General features: G+C 51.9%; 12 protein-coding genes. 11 read left to right on the forward strand and 1 reads right to left on the reverse strand.

Going from position 1 to position 17,044, the window contains the following annotated elements:
• Nucleotides 1-98: 98 nt before the first annotated feature.
• On the reverse strand, nucleotides 99-941 hold the full coding sequence (locus JJU14_RS10520; RefSeq protein WP_228613301.1) for a LysR family transcriptional regulator: 843 nt from the start codon (nucleotides 939-941) through the stop codon (nucleotides 99-101).
• A 101-nt stretch (nucleotides 942-1,042) separates the two neighbouring features.
• Between JJU14_RS10520 and JJU14_RS10525 the strand changes: the two genes are divergently transcribed.
• The 11 genes from JJU14_RS10525 (at nucleotide 1,043) to JJU14_RS10575 (ending at nucleotide 17,043) form a co-directional block, all read left to right on the forward strand.
• Nucleotides 1,043-2,218 (forward strand): acyl-CoA dehydrogenase, encoded by a 1,176-nt coding sequence (locus JJU14_RS10525; RefSeq protein WP_228613303.1) that lies wholly within the window; start codon nucleotides 1,043-1,045, stop codon nucleotides 2,216-2,218.
• Between the two features lie 50 nt (nucleotides 2,219-2,268).
• On the forward strand, nucleotides 2,269-4,500 hold the full coding sequence (locus JJU14_RS10530; RefSeq protein WP_228613305.1) for a thiamine pyrophosphate-dependent enzyme: 2,232 nt from the start codon (nucleotides 2,269-2,271) through the stop codon (nucleotides 4,498-4,500).
• Nucleotides 4,497-5,516 (forward strand): malonyl CoA-ACP transacylase, encoded by a 1,020-nt coding sequence (locus JJU14_RS10535; protein WP_228613307.1) that lies wholly within the window; start codon nucleotides 4,497-4,499, stop codon nucleotides 5,514-5,516. Before JJU14_RS10530 ends, JJU14_RS10535 begins: the two co-directional genes overlap by 4 nt.
• Before the next feature lie 307 nt (nucleotides 5,517-5,823).
• Nucleotides 5,824-6,951: a glutamate 5-kinase gene (proB, locus tag JJU14_RS10540; protein WP_091344534.1), complete on the forward strand. Its 1,128-nt coding sequence runs from the start codon at nucleotides 5,824-5,826 to the stop codon at nucleotides 6,949-6,951.
• Nucleotides 6,948-8,210, forward strand: coding sequence for a glutamate-5-semialdehyde dehydrogenase (locus tag JJU14_RS10545; RefSeq protein ID WP_228613309.1), 1,263 nt, complete (start codon nucleotides 6,948-6,950; stop codon nucleotides 8,208-8,210). The genes proB and JJU14_RS10545 overlap by 4 nt, the downstream gene beginning before the upstream one ends.
• 240 nt (nucleotides 8,211-8,450) lie before the next feature.
• Entirely contained in the window at nucleotides 8,451-9,764 is a 1,314-nt protein-coding gene (gene tig / locus JJU14_RS10550) for a trigger factor (RefSeq protein WP_228613311.1), read from the forward strand.
• Between the two features lie 117 nt (nucleotides 9,765-9,881).
• Nucleotides 9,882-10,508, forward strand: a complete 627-nt coding sequence (gene clpP, locus JJU14_RS10555) for an ATP-dependent Clp endopeptidase proteolytic subunit ClpP (protein WP_228613313.1) — start codon at nucleotides 9,882-9,884, stop codon at nucleotides 10,506-10,508.
• A gap of 76 nt (nucleotides 10,509-10,584) precedes the next feature.
• Nucleotides 10,585-11,865, forward strand: a complete 1,281-nt coding sequence (gene clpX, locus JJU14_RS10560; RefSeq protein WP_091344526.1) for an ATP-dependent protease ATP-binding subunit ClpX — start codon at nucleotides 10,585-10,587, stop codon at nucleotides 11,863-11,865.
• 154 nt (nucleotides 11,866-12,019) lie between these two features.
• Complete coding sequence (lon, locus tag JJU14_RS10565; protein WP_228613315.1) at nucleotides 12,020-14,416, forward strand: endopeptidase La; 2,397 nt, start codon at nucleotides 12,020-12,022, stop codon at nucleotides 14,414-14,416.
• Between the two features lie 208 nt (nucleotides 14,417-14,624).
• Nucleotides 14,625-14,897, forward strand: coding sequence for a nucleoid-associated protein HU-beta (gene hupB, locus JJU14_RS10570; RefSeq protein WP_091344524.1), 273 nt, complete (start codon nucleotides 14,625-14,627; stop codon nucleotides 14,895-14,897).
• A gap of 229 nt (nucleotides 14,898-15,126) precedes the next feature.
• A complete protein-coding gene (locus tag JJU14_RS10575) occupies nucleotides 15,127-17,043 on the forward strand; it encodes a SurA N-terminal domain-containing protein (protein ID WP_228613317.1) in 1,917 nt (638 codons plus the stop codon).
• Nucleotide 17,044: the final 1 nt, after the last annotated feature.

Here is a 17,044-nt window from a genome sequence, read left to right on the forward strand (position 1 = left end):
GGCGTGTCAAGAGCGTCCAGGGATGGATTCACAGCGTGTCCCGGAAAAATGTCCGGAATCCCGGACGCTTGCACCTTGAGCCTTATCCGGATTAAGCGTTAGGAGATCGCCAGCTTCTGACAAAGCCGTAATAACGTCTCCAGCGCCAAACCACTGGCCTGCACCGGACTGTAGGCCAAACCAATCCGTCGCTCCAGCCCGGCCATGGCGATTGGGCGCAGCACCAGGTCCTGACGCTGGCGCAATTGCTCAAAATCCGGCACCAGGGCGCAAGCCACACCAGCCGACACCAAACCCAGCGCATACTCAATGGTATGAATATCGGCCCGAATATCCGGTGTTATACCTTGGCGTACCAACTCCGGATACAGCTTTTGCCAGGCTTCGCAAGGCGTCCGCTTAATCAGGGCCAACCCGTAAAAATCCTGCAAACTGATCCGTTGTTTAAGCGCTAAAGGGTGGCCGGCCGGTAAAGCCAGCTGAAAGTGATCATGGTACATCGGCTGAAATTGCTCGCCGCTTTTTAACAGCTCCGGGGTAATGATGCGGGCATCGCATGGCTGCTCCGGCTCCACCAGTTGCAACTCCAGGCCGGGCAATTGCAGACTGAACTGACGCAACAAATCACTCATCCGCTCCACGCCAAGCGCTCGTATCAGCCCAAGCCGACAGCGAACTTTATCGACCGGCTCGGTAAAGGAGCGCTGCAGCGCCTGAAACTGACCCAGCAGCCGGCAAGCGTGGCCATAGAGACGCTCACCATCCTCGGTTGGAGTAACTCCTTTGGGTTGACGCAGAAACAAGGTGACATTCAGTTGCTGCTCCAACTGGCGAATGGCAGCCGACAGCGATGGTTGGGCAACAAAGCATTGCCGCGAGGCCGCGCTGACACTGCCTTGCTCGTACACAGCGACAAAATACTTCAGATGGCGTATATCCATAGTTTTAAACTATACCAGATACAGAATTAATATATTTTAACTTTACATCAAGGCTGGCTAATCTGGCTAGCAATGCGTTTATTTCTTGAGGAAAAAACACCATGAGCAGAGCCCCATTCAACTGGCAAGACCCGTTTCATTTATCTGAAATGCTAACCGAAGAAGAGCGGATGATCCGCGACAGCGCGCATCAGTATTGCCAGGAGCGGCTGATGCCGCGCATTTTGCTGGCCAACCGTAATGAGCAGTTTGATCGCGCCATTATGACGGAATTGGGAGAGCTTGGCCTGTTGGGAGCTACCTTGCCGGAAGAGTATGGCTGTGCCGGCGTCAACCATGTTTGCTATGGTCTGGTTGCCCGTGAAGTGGAGCGGGTTGATAGCGGTTATCGCAGTGCCATGAGTGTGCAATCCTCCCTGGTGATGCACCCCATTCATGCTTATGGCACCGAAGCTCAGCGCAAGAAATACCTGCCGAAGCTCGCCACCGGCGAATGGGTGGGCTGCTTTGGCCTGACAGAACCAGATGCAGGCTCGGATCCGGCCAGCATGCGCACCACCGCCAGGAAAATTGACGGCGGTTATCTGCTCAATGGCAGCAAGATGTGGATAACCAACTCGCCGATTGCCGATGTGTTTGTGGTCTGGGCCAAACTGGACGGTGAAATCCGCGGCTTTGTGCTGGAGAAAGGCTTAAAGGGTCTGAGCGCTCCCAAAATTGAAGGCAAGTTCTCCTTGCGTGCTTCCATCACCGGTGAAATCGTGATGGATCAGGTGGAAGTATCCGAAGAGGCGCTACTGCCTAATGTCAGTGGCTTAAAAGGCCCCTTTGGCTGTCTGAACAAAGCCCGCTACGGCATCGCCTGGGGTGCGCTCGGCGCAGCCGAGTTCTGCTGGCACGCCGCCAGGCAGTACACCCTGGATCGCACTCAGTTCAACCGGCCGTTGGCAGCAACTCAGCTGGTGCAGAAAAAACTGGCGGATATGCAAACCGATATTAGCTTGGGGCTGTTGGGCTGCCTGCAAGCCGGCCGCCTGATGGATGCCGGTACCCTGGCACCTGAGACCATTTCGCTTATAAAACGCAACTCCTGTGGCAAGGCGCTGGAGATAGCCCGTCAGGCCCGTGATATGCACGGCGGTAATGGCATTGCGGATGAATACCATGTGATCCGCCATGTCATGAACCTGGAAGCGGTCAATACCTACGAAGGCACCCACGATGTGCATGCGCTGATCTTAGGCCGTGCTCAGACCGGCCTGCAGGCTTTTGGTTAAAAGTGCTCTGGGGCTGAAACCAGCCCCAATACGACCCAACAGGAGTTCCGATGGCCAGTTCACAACATCCCTGGCTGCAGGCCTATCTGCAGCGAATTTTGCACCATCAATTACCCGAAGTCGCCCTAAGCCAAGGCGAGCTTGCCCCAGCCCTGCTGTTTCAATTGTTTGAAAGTCAGCTGCAAAGCCGTTTGCTGGATTTACGCTCGCGGCTGATGCAAGCCAAAGGGCAGAGTTTTTACACCATCGGTAGCAGTGGTCATGAAGCCAATGCGGCGGTTGCTGCAGGCCTTCGGCCGACTGATCCGGCTTTTTTGCACTACCGCAGTGGCGCTTTTTTTATCCAGCGCAGCAAACAGGTAGCAGGGCAAACCCCGTTGTACGATATGCTGTTGTCGTTCGCCGCTTCAGCCGAGGATCCCATCTCCGGTGGCCGGCACAAGGTGTTGGGCAGCCTGGCGCTGAATATACCGCCGCAAACCAGTACCATAGCGTCGCATTTACCCAAGGCGGTTGGGACAGCTTTTGCTATAGCGCTGTCCAGGCGTTTGCAGCATGAGGGCAGCTGGCCGGATGACAGCATTGCTTACTGCAGCTTTGGCGATGCTTCGCTGAATCATTCCACCACTCAGGGTGCACTGAATGCCGCTTGTTGGGCTGCTTTTCAACAGGTACCTGTCCCGGTGCTCTTTGTCTGCGAAGACAATGGGCTGGGCATTTCTACTCCAACACCCACCGGTTGGGTGCAGCAAAACCTGAACAACCGCCCTGGTCTGACGTATTTTCATGCCGATGGCCGTGATTTGGCCGGCACCTATCAGGTGGCGCGGCAGGCTGCCGATTATGTACGACGTTACCGCAAACCGGCGGTGCTGCATTTGGCCACAGTGCGGTTGTTTGGCCATGCCGGCTCCGATGCCGAAGTGGCCTATCGCAAGAAAGAGCGCATTACCGACGAGTTGGAGCTGGACCCTTTGCTGTTTAGCACCGCTCAGATCCTGCAGCAGGGCTGGATGAACCCGACTGAACTGAGCGGTTGGGTGCAGGCGCTGGATCAGCGTATTGAGCGCATTGCCGAACAGGCCAGTAGCCGGCCTAAACTGACTTCAGCTGCCGGGGTGATGGCCTCCATTGCCCCAGAGCGGCCTGAAAAGCCATTGCCGATGCTGCCGGATGCGGCTGCACGTGAGGCTTTGTTTGCGTTTGATAAACACAATCAGGGCAAGCCACAACATTTGGCCAAGCTGCTGAACTGGTGTCTGCATGATCTGATGGCGCAGTACCCCGACATTGTGTTGTGCGGTGAAGATATTGCCAAAAAGGGTGGCGTTTATAATGTCACCCAGCATTTGGTGCATGCCTTTGGCTACAACCGGGTGATCAACACGCTGTTGGATGAACAAAGCATCCTGGGGCTGGCCATTGGGCTGGCGCAGCAGGGCTTTGTCGCCATGCCGGAAATTCAGTTTTTGGCCTATGTTCACAATGCCGAGGATCAAATACGTGGCGAAGCGGCTACCCTGCCGTTTTTCTCCAATGGCCAGTACCACAACGGCATGGTGATCCGGATTGCCGGCCTGGCTTATCAGAAGGGCTTTGGTGGTCATTTCCATAACGACAACTCCTTTGCGGTGTTCCGTGATATCCCAGGCTTAATTTTACTTTGCCCGTCCAATGGTGAAGATGCGGCCTTATTGCTGCGCCAGGCCGTGCGGCTGGCGCAGGAACAAAAACGACTGGTGGTGTTTTTGGAGCCTATAGCGCTGTATATGACGCGGGATTTGCTGCAGGCCGGCGATGGCCTTTGGGTGCGTAATTACCCAAGTCCGGAGACGCCGCTGCCAGCTTTGGGCGAGCCTGCGGTGTTTGGTGATGGCCAGGAGCTATGCATTCTTAGCTACGGCAATGGCTATTATCTGTCGCGCCAGGCAGAGCTGGAGTTACGCGACCAGGGCTATAGGTTGCGTTTGCTGGATTTACGCTGCCTGATCCCCCTGCAGCTAGATGCTATCTTGAGTGCCATCGGGCCTTGTCGCAAGTTACTGATTGTCGATGAATGCCGTCGCCGTGGCTCGGTCAGTGAAGAGCTGGTCACTTTGCTGCATGAAGCCAGGCCCGGTCAGTTTCAGCTTGAGCGCATCGCAGCCGAAGACAGCTTTATTCCGCTTGGCGCCGCTGCCTATCAGGTGTTGCCATCGAAAGAACAGATCATCGCCAGGGTACGAAGTATGGCGGATGTAAACATTAGCACCGAAGCACAACCACAGGAGCGCAGAGCATGAAAAAAAACGCTGTGGTGGTCTGCCCGGGGCGTGGCAGTTACAACAAGCCGGAGCTTGGCAGCATTGGCCGTTTGCATGGCGATAAAGCCGCTTTACTGAACGAACTGGATAAAGTCCGCGCTGAACTTGGCCTGGCTGGTATTCGTGAGCTGGATGGCGCCGACCACTATGCCAGTCGTGTGCATCAACAGGCAGAAAACGCTGCTGGCCTTATTTTCAGTGCCGGCCTGCTGGATTATCAGAGCATCAATCAGGCGGAGTTTGACGTGGTGGCTATCACCGGCAACTCCATGGGATGGTACACGGCCCTTGGCTGTGCCGGTGTCTGGCATCCGGCTGCTGCAATGCAGTATGTCTGTCAGATGGCACAGTTCACCGCAGGGGCGGCGGGAGGTCAGTGCATCTATCCACTGGTTAACAACGACTGGCAACCTGATGCAGACAAAATAGCTCTGGTGGATGGGCTGTTGGCTGATTATGCCGGTGAGCTGTTTGAGTCCATTCGTTTTGGTGGCTATGCGGTGCTCGCTGGCAGCGAGGTGGCGATGCAAGCCGTGCTTCGTCGTTTACCCAGGGTTGATGAGCGTTTTCCGCTGTTGTTACCTGGCCATGCCGCTTTTCACTCTCCTTTGATGGCCGAGGCCGCCAGTAAAGCCATGGCAGCCATTCCTGCCAGTGCTTTCGCGCGCCCAGAGCTACCGCTTATTGATGGTTGTGGTCGCATCTGGCAGCCTCTTGCCACTGAGGCGGCGGCGCTCAAGCGTTATACGCTGGATCGTCAGGTGCAGGGCTGTTACGACTTCAGTTTGGCGATTGAAGTGGCAGTGAAAGAATTTGCTCCTGATGTGTTGATCCTGCTTGGCCCAGGCAGCAGCTTAGGGGGCGCTGTAGCGCAAAGCCTAATCCGGCTGAACTGGCAGGGACTTGGCAGCAAAGCTGATTTTAGTGCGCGTCAGCAACAAAACCCACTGTTGCTGTCAATGGGGTTGTCGGAGCAGCGCAGCCTGGTGCTGTAAACTGCTTTTCTCTGTGCACACATCTTGCTTCACACGTCTCTCTGCCGTGCTTGAGCGCTGCCATTTCCCAAAAAACCGCAGTCGGGAGACTGCGGTTTCTTGTAATTTTATTACAGAATAATTAAGCGAACAATGCTGTGGCGTTGGCTAAAAAACAAGCTCTTAGTGAGGTGTTTTGAATAAATATCTGTTTAATATGGATATTTCTATGGTTTATAATGCTTATTTGCTGAGGGTTTTCTGAAAGCCGGTGGTGCCGAGTTACAAAATTTGCTATCATAGCCGCGGTTTTAAAAACGGAGGAGCTATGTTGAACCCATCCTGGCGCAGGATAGTGCTTAAAGTCGGCAGTGCATTAATTGCCCCCGATCCCCAGGCCGGTTGCAGTGAAAAATATTTAGGCCCCATCGCTGATTTCATCCGTCAATGTCGTGACCGCGATATCGAGGTGATCCTGGTTTCATCAGGTAGTGTTGCTGCAGGCAGGCATCATTTTAATTTCAATCACCACCGGGTTCCCATTGCCTTAAAACGGGCCATGGCTGCGGTTGGCCAAAACCAGATGATGAATTTCTGGTCCAATTGTTTTGATTTTCCTTGTGCTCAGGTACTGTTGACGCACGGTGATCTCAGTGATCGGGTTCGTCATGTCAATGTGCGCAATACCTTACGGCGTTTGCTGGATCATCAGGTGTTGCCGATTGTCAACGAAAACGACACCATTGCCACCGAAGAAATCAAAGTGGGTGACAACGATAATCTGGCTGCTATGGTCGCCACCGTTGCAAATGCGGATGCGCTGATCATTTGTTCGGACATTACCGGGCTTTTTACTGCCGATCCTAACAAGGATCCATCAGCCCAGCTGATTCCGGAAGTACGGACCATTGATGAGCGCATTTACAGCCTGGCCGGCGGGGCCAGCTCGAGCGTAGGCACCGGCGGCATGCGGACCAAGGTGCAGGCGGCTGAAAAAGCCACCACCCATGGCGTCGATACACTGATCGTGGATGGCCACCAGCAGGATACTTTTACCCGTTTGCTGGATGGTTTTAATCCGGGCACCATTTTCCATGGCCATAAAGATCCGATGTCCGGTAAAAAGCACTGGGTACGCCATACGCTGCGGGCCAAAGGCGAGATCTGGGTGGATGATGGCTGCATGAAAGCGCTGCGCCATCAGGGGGCTTCCTTGCTGTGCAGTGGCATTGTGCATGTGCAAGGTGAATTTGAGCCTGGCGATGCGGTGATTGTTCGTTGTGGCAGTGGTAAAGTATCCATTGCCAAGGGCGTCAGCCGCTACAGCGCCCGTGAGCTGTTTAGCATCAAAGGTCAGCAGACGAGTGAAATCGCAGAGCACCTGGGGGATATCCTGCCAGGCAGCACCTACGAAGTGATTCACCGTGATGAAATGACATTATTGGAGAGATTATGAGTACCTTTAGCGAGGGAATTAGTGCGGCGACTCTTGCCGCTCAGGCTGCCAAGGCAGCCAAAGCCGTTGCGCATTTATCAACGGAACAAAAGAATTATGTGTTGCAAAGCATGGCCAACGCCATTCGCTCGGCTACTCCGGCTATTTTAGCGGCTAATGCAGCTGAGCTGGAAACGGCCAGAGCCAACCAAACCAGCGCAGCCATGCTGGATCGACTGACCTTAACCCCAGAGCGTATTGATGCGATGGCAGCCGCCATCGAACAAATTATTCATTTGCCCGATCCGGTCGGTAGCAAACGCTTTATTGAAGAGCGTCCCAATGGCATACGCATTGAAAAACGCCGTATTCCACTGGGCGTGATTTGCATGATTTACGAAGCAAGGCCCAATGTCACTGCCGATGCCGGTGCTTTGTGTTTTAAATCCGGTAATGCTGTGATCCTGCGCTGTGGTCGTGAGGCTATTCAGACCAGCCTGGCTATTGCCAAGGCCATGCATCAGGCTCTTGCCGAGCATCAGTTGCCCGAAGATGTGATCACCATAGTACCAAACCCAGATCGCCAGCTGATGTTGGACTTGATTCAGCAAGATCAGTTCATCGACTTAGTGATCCCGCGCGGTGGTGAAGGCTTGATTCGCTTTGTCACTGACAACAGCCGGGTACCGGTGATCCAGCACTTTAAAGGCGTATGCCATCTGTATGTGGATCAAAGCGCCGATCTGAATATGGCGTTGGAACTGTTGTTAAACGGCAAAGTACAGCGTCCGGGCGTGTGTAATGCCTTAGAATGCCTGTTGGTTAATAAACATCAAGCGGCCGATTTTCTGCCGATGGTGGCTGATGCTTTGCGCGCCCATCAGGTGAAAGTGCATGCCTGTGAGCGCAGCATCAGTTACTTTGAGGGGGCCGAGCCCATTGGGGCAGCTGATTTTGGTCAGGAATACCTGGCAGCGGAAATCGCCATCCGGCTGGTAGATGATTTGGACGCTGCCATGGCACACATCGATCAGTTTGGCAGCTACCATACCGAGGTGATCTGCACCCAGGATCAGGCAAGCGCCGATACCTTTATCAATCAGGTGGATGCAGCCGTGGTGATGCACAATGCTTCATCCCGCTTCTCCGATGGTGGTGAACTTGGCCTTGGTGCTGAAATCGGCATCTCGACCAGCAAGCTGCATGCCTACGGTCCGATGGGCTTAGAAGCCCTGACCACAGAACGCTTTGTGGTCACCGGCCAGGGCCAGACGCGTTAAAACGGTTAGATTTCCTGGGACAAGTAAGCCGCCTGTGGGCGGCTTACTGCCGTCTGAGCGCGATGAAAATAGCGGCAAATGACGAAACTGGGGCAGGGGGCTCGACTTGCTGTTTTTCGCTCGCTATAATGCCGCGTCCTATTCAACTACAAGTCTGTTGAGCTGCGGCTCAGGCGAGAATCAGACTCGATTTTTTTCGGCGTGACATCAAGCGCCTGAATTTGATTTTGAGGTAACAAGATGCAAGTTTCTGTGGAAACCACTCAGGGTTTAGAGCGCCGTTTAACTATTACTGTGCCGGCTGATGCGATTCAGTCTGAAGTAAAAAACCGTTTGCGTGATCTGGCTAAGCGCCAGCGCATCGACGGCTTCCGTCCAGGTAAAGCGCCTGTATCTATCATCCAAAAGCGTTATGGTCAGGCAGTATTGCAGGAAGTTGCTTCCGAGCAAATGCAGCGCAGCTTCTACGAAGCTATTATTGAGCAGAAAATCACCCCTGCAGGCTCACCAACTTTTGCCCCTCAGGCATTGGAAGAAGGTAAAGACTTGCAGTTTGCTGCCACTTTCGAAGTCTACCCAGAGGTAGAAGTTCAGGCGCTGGACAAAATTGAAGTCAGCAAGCCAGTGGTGGAAATCACGGATAAAGATCTGGATAAAATGCTGGAAACCCTGCGTAAGCAACACGCTACCTGGGCCGAGAAAAAAGGCAAAGCAGCCAAGAACGACCGCATTATCATGGATTTTGTTGGCAGCATTGATGGCGAAGAATTTGAAGGCGGCAAAGCCAGCGACTTCACATTGGAGCTTGGCCAGGGTCGCATGATTCCAGGTTTTGAAGAAGGTCTGATTGGCAAGAAAGCCGGTGAAGAAACCACGCTGGAAGTGACTTTCCCGGAAGATTATCACGCTGCAAACTTGAAAGGCAAAGCAGCCAGCTTCGCAGTGACTGTGAAGAAAGTTGAGAAGCAGGTACTGCCTGAACTGAACGATGAGTTCGCCGCCCTGTTCGGCCTGGCTGAAGCCACTGTGGATGCGTTAAAAGCTGAAGTGCGCAAGAACATGGAGCGTGAGCTGAAGCAAACGGTTCGTGGCAAAGTCAAAGATCAGGTGATCAAAGGCTTGCTGGCCAACAACGAAGTGGAAGTTCCTAAGTCACTGGTTGCTGGCGAAGTAGACGTACTGCGCAAGCAAGCGATGCAGCGTTTTGGTCAGAACATGGATCCAAAACAACTGCCTGAACTGCCAGCGTCTTTGTTCGAAGAGCAGGCGAAAGATCGGGTGAAAGTAGGTTTGTTGCTGGGTGAAATCATCAAAACCAACGAGCTGAAAGTGGACGATAGCCGGGTTCAGGAACTGATTGCCGATGTGGCTTCTGCTTACGAAGATCCGCAGGAAGTAGTTCAGTACTACAACAGCAATCAGGAGCTGTTGCAAAGCATGCGTAATGTTGCGTTGGAAGATCAGGCCATCGAGCTGGTGCTGAGCAAAGCGACTGTAACTGAAGCCCCTGCCAAGTTTGATGAGATCATGAATCCACAACAGGCTGCCAACTAAGTTAGCTAGTCAACTAAGATTGACTTCTGTTGGTAACGCAGTTTTAATGGCTCGGACAGTTTTGTTCGGGCCATTTTATTTTCAGGCGCCTCGTCGCCAGTCATCAGGAAATCATCTATGTCGTTACACAGCACTCCGCATCAGGATTTAATCAACGCCTTAGTTCCCATCGTGATAGAACAAACCGCCAAAGGCGAGCGTTCTTTTGATATCTATTCCCGCTTACTGAAAGAGCGTGTTATTTTTCTGACCGGGCCGGTGGAAGATCACATGGCCAACCTGATTTGTGCTCAATTGCTGTTTTTAGAGTCCGAGAATCCGGAAAAAGACATCTACATTTATATCAACTCGCCGGGTGGTGTCGTTACTGCCGGCATGTCGATTTATGATACCATGCAGTTTATCAAGCCGGATGTAGCCACTGTCTGTATGGGGCAGGCCGCTAGCATGGGTGCTTTCCTGCTTTCCGGTGGTGCTAAAGGCAAACGTTATTGCTTACCGAATGCCCGGGTGATGATCCATCAGCCGTTGGGCGGTTTTCAGGGCCAGGCTACCGATATTGAGATCCATGCCCGTGAGATCTTAAGTATAAAGGAACGATTGAACCGTTTACTGGCAGAACATACCGGCCAGAGTTACGAGAAAGTGTGTCATGATACTGAGCGCGATAACTTCTTGACCGCCCAGGCGGCGAAAGAATATGGTCTGGTGGACGCAATTTTGACACAACGGGACGCGAAATAACGGCAAATTTTTGCTATGGTATTAAGATACAAAGCGCTCAATGTGTTATTGGGGGCGAAGTGGAAGAGGAAGTTACATGGCTGATAACCGCACTGACGGTGACAAAGGCGGTAAATTGTTGTACTGCTCCTTTTGTGGCAAGTCACAGCATGAGGTGCGCAAGCTGATCGCTGGGCCGCAGGTCTATATCTGCGACGAGTGTGTTGATTTATGCAACGACATTATCCGTGAAGAAATCAAGGATATCTCGCCAAAGCGTGAAGCCGATAAGCTGCCAACCCCGCATGAAATCCGCCATCACCTCGATGATTATGTGATTGGGCAGGAGCATGCCAAAAAAGTACTGGCTGTAGCGGTGTACAACCATTACAAGCGGCTGCGTAATGCTGGCAACAAGCCGGATGTCGAGCTGGGTAAAAGCAATATTTTGCTGATTGGTCCAACTGGTAGCGGTAAAACCTTGCTGGCAGAAACCCTGGCACGCTTGCTGGATGTGCCTTTTACTATGGCCGATGCCACTACGTTGACCGAAGCGGGTTATGTCGGTGAAGATGTAGAGAACATCATTCAAAAGCTATTGCAAAAGTGCGATTACGACGTTGAAAAAGCCCAACGGGGTATTGTCTACATCGATGAAATCGACAAAATTTCACGCAAGTCCGATAACCCCTCTATTACCCGTGACGTCTCCGGGGAAGGAGTGCAGCAAGCCCTGTTGAAGCTGATTGAAGGTACCGTTGCTTCAGTACCACCACAGGGAGGACGTAAGCATCCTCAGCAGGAGTTTTTGCAGGTGGACACCTCAAAAATTCTGTTTATCTGTGGCGGTGCTTTCGCGGGGCTTGATAAAGTGATCGAGCAGCGCTCTGCCAAAGGCGCAGGCATTGGTTTTGGCGCTGAAGTGAAAAGCAAAGAAAGTAGCCGCAGTCTGACTGAATCATTTAAAGATGTTGAGCCGGAAGATCTGGTGAAGTACGGTCTTATTCCGGAGTTTATCGGTCGCTTGCCAGTGGTTGCTACTCTGACTGAGCTGGATGCAGAAGCCTTGGTACAGATTCTTAGCCTTCCTAAGAATGCTTTGGTCAAACAGTTTGCCTCTTTGTTCGATATGGAAGGGGTCGAGTTGGAGTTTCGTGAAGACGCTTTAAAAGCCATTGCGCAAAAAGCGATGGAGCGGAAAACCGGTGCTCGTGGCCTGCGTTCCATTGTGGAAGGAGTGCTGTTGGACACCATGTACGAATTGCCATCAATGGAAGATGTCAGCAAGGTGGTGATTGACGATACCGTTATTCGCGGTGAGTCCGATCCTATTCTGATTTATCAACGTAAAGATCCTGCGGTCGCAGAATCGCATTAGCCCCTCATCGGGCAGCTGGCAGCTGCCCGAGTTTTTCTGGCTTGACACATGCAGATGCAGGAAATCGGCAGCAAGCAATTGAAGTTCTGAAAACCGGCCTCATATAGATACCATATCCTTTTGCAGCTGCATGCAACTTACTCGAGAGTGAAAAATGACTGAACAACAGATTGAACGTCGTCATATGCCGGTGTTGGCCCTGCGCGATGTGGTGGTGTACCCGCATATGGTGATCCCCTTGTTTGTCGGTCGGGCGAAATCCATCAAGTGCCTGGATGCCGCCATGGACAACGACAAGCAAATCTTTTTGGTGGCACAAAAAGATGCCAGCCAGGATGATCCTAAGGCCGAAGATCTCTACGAAATCGGCACTGTCGCGACTATTTTGCAGCTGCTGAAATTACCGGATGGTACCGTCAAGGTTCTGGTAGAGGGCAGCCAGCGTGCTCGTTTGCTGGAGTTTACTGAGACTGAGCACAGTTTTGCGGCTGACATCGAAATGATTGCTTCGCTGGAAGTTGACAGCCGTGAACAAGAAGTCTTCCTGCGCTCTGCCATCAACCAGTTTGAAGGCTACATCAAACTTAATAAGAAGATCCCCCCGGAAGTTCTGACGGCGCTGAGCGGTATCGAAGATGCTGCCCGCTTGGCCGATACCATGGCCGCGCATATGCCGCTCAAAGTTGAAGACAAGCAGAAAGTGCTGGAAATCAGCGATGTTACTGAACGGCTTGAATTTTTAATGGCGATGATGGAAAGCGAGATCGACATTTTGCAGGTCGAGCGTCGTATCCGTAGCCGGGTGAAAAAACAGATGGAGAAAAGCCAGCGCGAGTACTATCTGAATGAGCAAATGAAAGCTATTCAGAAAGAACTGGGTGAGCTGGAAGATGCGCCAGATGAGTTCGAAACGCTGAGCAATAAGATTGAACAGGCCAAAATGCCGGCCGAAGCGGCCGACAAAGCCAAAGCCGAGCTGCAAAAGTTGAAGATGATGTCGCCAATGTCGGCTGAAGCCACGGTGGTGCGCAGTTACATCGATTGGCTGAGCAATGTGCCATGGAAAACCCGCAGTAAGGTGAAGAAAGATCTGGCCGGCGCTGAAAAAATCCTTAACTCGGATCATTATGGTCTGGAGAAAGTCAAAGAGCGCATCATCGAGTATTTAGCGGTGCAGCAGCGTGTTAATAAACTAAAAGGCCCAATCCTTTGCTTGGTAGGCCCGCCGGGAGTCGGTAAAACCTCGTTAGGGCAGTCGATTGCTAAAGCAACTGGGCGTAAATACGTGCGGATGGCATTAGGTGGGGTGCGTGATGAAGCCGAAATTCGTGGCCATCGCCGTACTTACATTGGTTCGATGCCGGGCAAAATCATTCAGAAAATGGCCAAAGTTGGCGTACGGAATCCATTGTTCTTGCTGGACGAAATCGACAAGATGGCGTCGGATTTTCGTGGCGATCCGGCTGCTGCTTTGCTCGAAGTGCTAGACCCGGAGCAAAACACCAGTTTCAGCGATCATTACCTGGAAGTTGACTACGATCTGTCGGATGTGATGTTCGTCGCTACTTCCAACAGTCTGAATATTCCAGCGCCTTTGCTGGATCGGATGGAAGTGATTCGCTTATCGGGTTATACCGAAGATGAAAAGCTGAACATCGCCAAGCAGCACCTGATTAGTAAGCAAATTGGGCGCAATGGCTTAAAGCCTGATGAGATCGTTATTAAAGACGATGCCATTATCGGCATTATTCGCTATTACACCCGCGAAGCCGGGGTGCGTAGCCTGGAGCGGGAAATCTCCAAACTGTGCCGTAAAGCAGTCAAAGAAATTCTGCTGAATAAAGATACTAAAACCGTGGTCATTGAGCAGGCGAACCTGGAAAGCTATCTGGGCGTGCAACGTTTTGATTACGGCAAAGCGGAAGACAACAACCGCATTGGTCAGGTCACCGGCCTGGCTTGGACCGAAGTGGGTGGTGACTTATTGACCATCGAGGCGGCGGCAGTGGTAGGTAAAGGCAAGCTTACCTTTACTGGCTCACTGGGGGATGTGATGAAGGAGTCGATTCAGGCTGCAATGACGGTAGTGCGTAGCCGGGCAGAATTACTCCGTATCAACGATGACTTCTATGAAACCCGCGATATTCATGTGCATGTGCCAGAAGGGGCTACGCCAAAAGATGGTCCTAGCGCTGGTATTGGCATGGTAACGGCACTGGTCTCCAGCTTAACCGGCAATCCGGTACGGGCCGATGTCGCCATGACCGGTGAAATTACACTGCGTGGTGAAGTACTGCCGATTGGTGGCTTAAAAGAGAAGTTACTGGCTGCGCATCGTGGAGGTATTAAACGGGTGTTGATCCCGCACGATAACCTGCGTGACCTAAAAGAAATCCCTGAGAACGTCAAAGCAGACCTGGAAATTAAAGCGGTAAAATGGATTGATGAGGTGCTGGAACTGGCATTGCAAGAGCCGCTAAGCCGCTTCCAGCCTGAAATCTTGCCAAAAAAAGCAGCAAAAAGTGCAAAAATAGAAAAAAATGCCCATTAAAGGCTTTTCATTCTCTATGGCTGTGCTAACTTAAGGAAAGTTCTCCAGCCCTTATTGGATAAGGGCTGGGGCTCAAAGTGGAAAAATAGTTGTAGGATGCTCTCTTCTGCTTGCAAGCGCTCTGAATGCTTGTTATAACATGGGCGCGTACTTACAACATCAATACGTGTAGTTGTTGAAAACAATAACAATTGAAGGGGATGATATTGTGAACAAGTCTCAACTTATCGACAAAATTGCTGCTGGTGCTGAATTGTCTAAAGCGGATGCTGGCCGTGCTCTGGATGCATTTATCGGTGCCGTGACTGATGCACTGAAAGAAGGCGATTCTGTTGCTCTGGTTGGTTTTGGTACTTACTCTGTTCGTGAGCGTGCTGCCCGTACCGGCCGTAACCCACAAACTGGTGCTACCATCCAGATCGCTTCAGCAAAAATTCCTTCATTCAAGCCTGGCAAAGCGTTAAAAGACGCTGTCAACTAAGAATGAGCGTTGCCCGGCGCGCCGGGTAACTCAGCCAGGCAGCAGACTGTTCGCCATCATTGTAAATGAGATGGTCGCGAAGAACCCAGGTTCAGTCGGTAACTGCTTCGCCAAGGCTTCAATCAGAAAGGCGCATCTGTTAAGATGCGCTTTTTTTATGACGTAGCTTCATGATCATGACATAGCTACATGGCATAGTTCATGCGTTGCAAACAGAGATAAAGGCACGATGTTAGAGAAAATCAGAGAAGGTTCACAAGGACTAACCGCCAAGATCATTCTTGGTTTGGTGATCCTGACGTTTGCCCTGGCCGGGGTTGGTGGTTATCTTGGTTCGACCAAGGAGACGCCAGCAGCTGAAGTGAATGGTGAAGGGGTAACCCGTGCAGCCCTGGAGCAGGCCTATCAGAACGAGCGTGCCCGTATGGAGCAGCAGTTTGGCGAGATGTTTGAGATGTTGGCGTCGGATCCTGCTTATATGGCTGGTTTTCGTGCCGATGTACTGGAGCGGCTGATTGACGAAACCTTGCAGAAACAGTATGCCAGGCAGCTGGGTTTGCGTGTCAGCGACGATGCTGTACGTGATTTGATCCGCTCGATGCCAGAGTTTCAGGTTGGTGGTGTCTTTAACAATGATCGTTACCTGGCATTGTTGCGCCAGGCAGGATTACAGACCGCTGAGTTCCGCGATATGTTGCGCGACCAAATGATACGGCAGCAGTTGATCCGTGGTTTGATCCTGTCGGAGTTTGCCACTCCAAACGAATTGCAGCGTTTAATGACGTTGCAACAGCAAAGCCGTGATATCCAGTATATTAAGTTTGCGGCGGAAAATTTCGCTGATCAGGTAGAACTGACCGAAGCTATGCTGGAACAATATTATTATGACAATCTGCTGCGCTATGAAACCGAAGAAAAAATTGCGGTGGAGTACATCGAGCTTTCCATTGAGCAGATTGCCAAAGATGTGATGGTAACTGAAGCCGATGCTCGTGCTTTTTATAATGCCAATCAGGCATTATATAGCACCGAGGAGCGTCGTCAGGTCGCTCATATCTTGTTTGAAAGTATGAGCAGCAATGCTGATATTAAAGCGAAAGCTGAACAAGTGTTGGCGGAGCTAAAAGCCGGAGCGGACTTTGCTGAAGTGGCAGCTCGTGAGTCGGACGATACTTTTTCTGCCGCCGAAGGTGGCGTACTGCCATGGTTAAACCGTGGTGATATGGAGGCTGCTTTTGAAGAAGCCGCTTTTGCGCTGACTGAAGCGGGTGAACTAAGTGCAGTGGTGCAGACTAGCTTTGGTTACCACATTCTGCAATTGCATCGCTTTGAGCCATCAACGCTGCGTGACTTTGCAGAAGTAAAGTCGGAGATTACTCAGGCTTTGCAGCAGGAGCGTGCCTACGATCGTTTCTTTGAAGTTCAGCAGTTATTGGCAGATGTCAGTTTTGATGTGCCAGATAACTTACAGGAAGCTGCTGACGTGACTCAATTGCCGCTTCGTAGTCAGGCACTGTTCTCGCGTCAGCAAGCCGCAGCGCCTTTAAATCATCCTCAGGTACTGCAGCGTTTGTTTAACTTACGCTTTATTGGCGAAGGCTTAAACAGCGAACCACTCGAAGTCGGTGCTCAGCACTTGGTGGTGGCTCGTGTTACTGAACACCAGCCAGCTCGTACTCAGTCGCTGGATGAAGTGCGTGATCAGGTGACAGCCTCTTTGCGCCGTCAGCAAAGCTCTGAGCTAGCGCGTCAGCAAGCGGATCAGATCTTGGCGCAGTTTAAACAAGATGGTGATTTTGCAGCGGCGGCAGCGGCAGCAGGGTTAGAGCCTCAGCTGGCCAGCAATACAGCGCGTTTTGGTGGTAGCCTGGATGCAGAAATTCGTGCCAAAGCCTTTGCTTTGCCTCGGCCAAGTGATGCACAGCCCGTGAGCGCTGATCTGGCCGAGCTGATGAGTGGTGATATGGCCTTAGTTGCAGTCACTGCTGTTCGAGATATCGAAGTCACTGAACAGCCAGATGCTGAAGATTTAGAGCGTTTTGCCAACCAGCATGCCCAGCAAGCCTATGAGGCTATGTTGGCGGCATTAAAAGCGGAAGCCAAAATTAAGCGGCCTCGCCTGGAGATGCCGGAAGATCGCTTCTAAG

This window comes from Alkalimonas sp., assembly GCF_020831925.1.
Taxonomy (GTDB): Bacteria; Pseudomonadota; Gammaproteobacteria; order Enterobacterales; family Alteromonadaceae; genus Alkalimonas.

Bases quoted from the DNA above. Each gene is read 5' to 3' on its own strand.
- JJU14_RS10520 (WP_228613301.1), bottom strand. From the start codon at position 941: ATGGATATACGCCATCTGAAGTATTTTGTCGCTGTGTACGAGCAAGGC.
- JJU14_RS10525 (WP_228613303.1), top strand. From the start codon at position 1,043: ATGAGCAGAGCCCCATTCAACTGGCAAGACCCGTTTCATTTATCTGAA.
- JJU14_RS10530 (WP_228613305.1), top strand. From the start codon at position 2,269: ATGGCCAGTTCACAACATCCCTGGCTGCAGGCCTATCTGCAGCGAATT.
- JJU14_RS10535 (WP_228613307.1), top strand. From the start codon at position 4,497: ATGAAAAAAAACGCTGTGGTGGTCTGCCCGGGGCGTGGCAGTTACAAC.
- proB (WP_091344534.1), top strand. From the start codon at position 5,824: ATGTTGAACCCATCCTGGCGCAGGATAGTGCTTAAAGTCGGCAGTGCA.
- JJU14_RS10545 (WP_228613309.1), top strand. From the start codon at position 6,948: ATGAGTACCTTTAGCGAGGGAATTAGTGCGGCGACTCTTGCCGCTCAG.
- tig (WP_228613311.1), top strand. From the start codon at position 8,451: ATGCAAGTTTCTGTGGAAACCACTCAGGGTTTAGAGCGCCGTTTAACT.
- clpP (WP_228613313.1), top strand. From the start codon at position 9,882: ATGTCGTTACACAGCACTCCGCATCAGGATTTAATCAACGCCTTAGTT.
- clpX (WP_091344526.1), top strand. From the start codon at position 10,585: ATGGCTGATAACCGCACTGACGGTGACAAAGGCGGTAAATTGTTGTAC.
- lon (WP_228613315.1), top strand. From the start codon at position 12,020: ATGACTGAACAACAGATTGAACGTCGTCATATGCCGGTGTTGGCCCTG.
- JJU14_RS10575 (WP_228613317.1), top strand. From the start codon at position 15,127: ATGTTAGAGAAAATCAGAGAAGGTTCACAAGGACTAACCGCCAAGATC.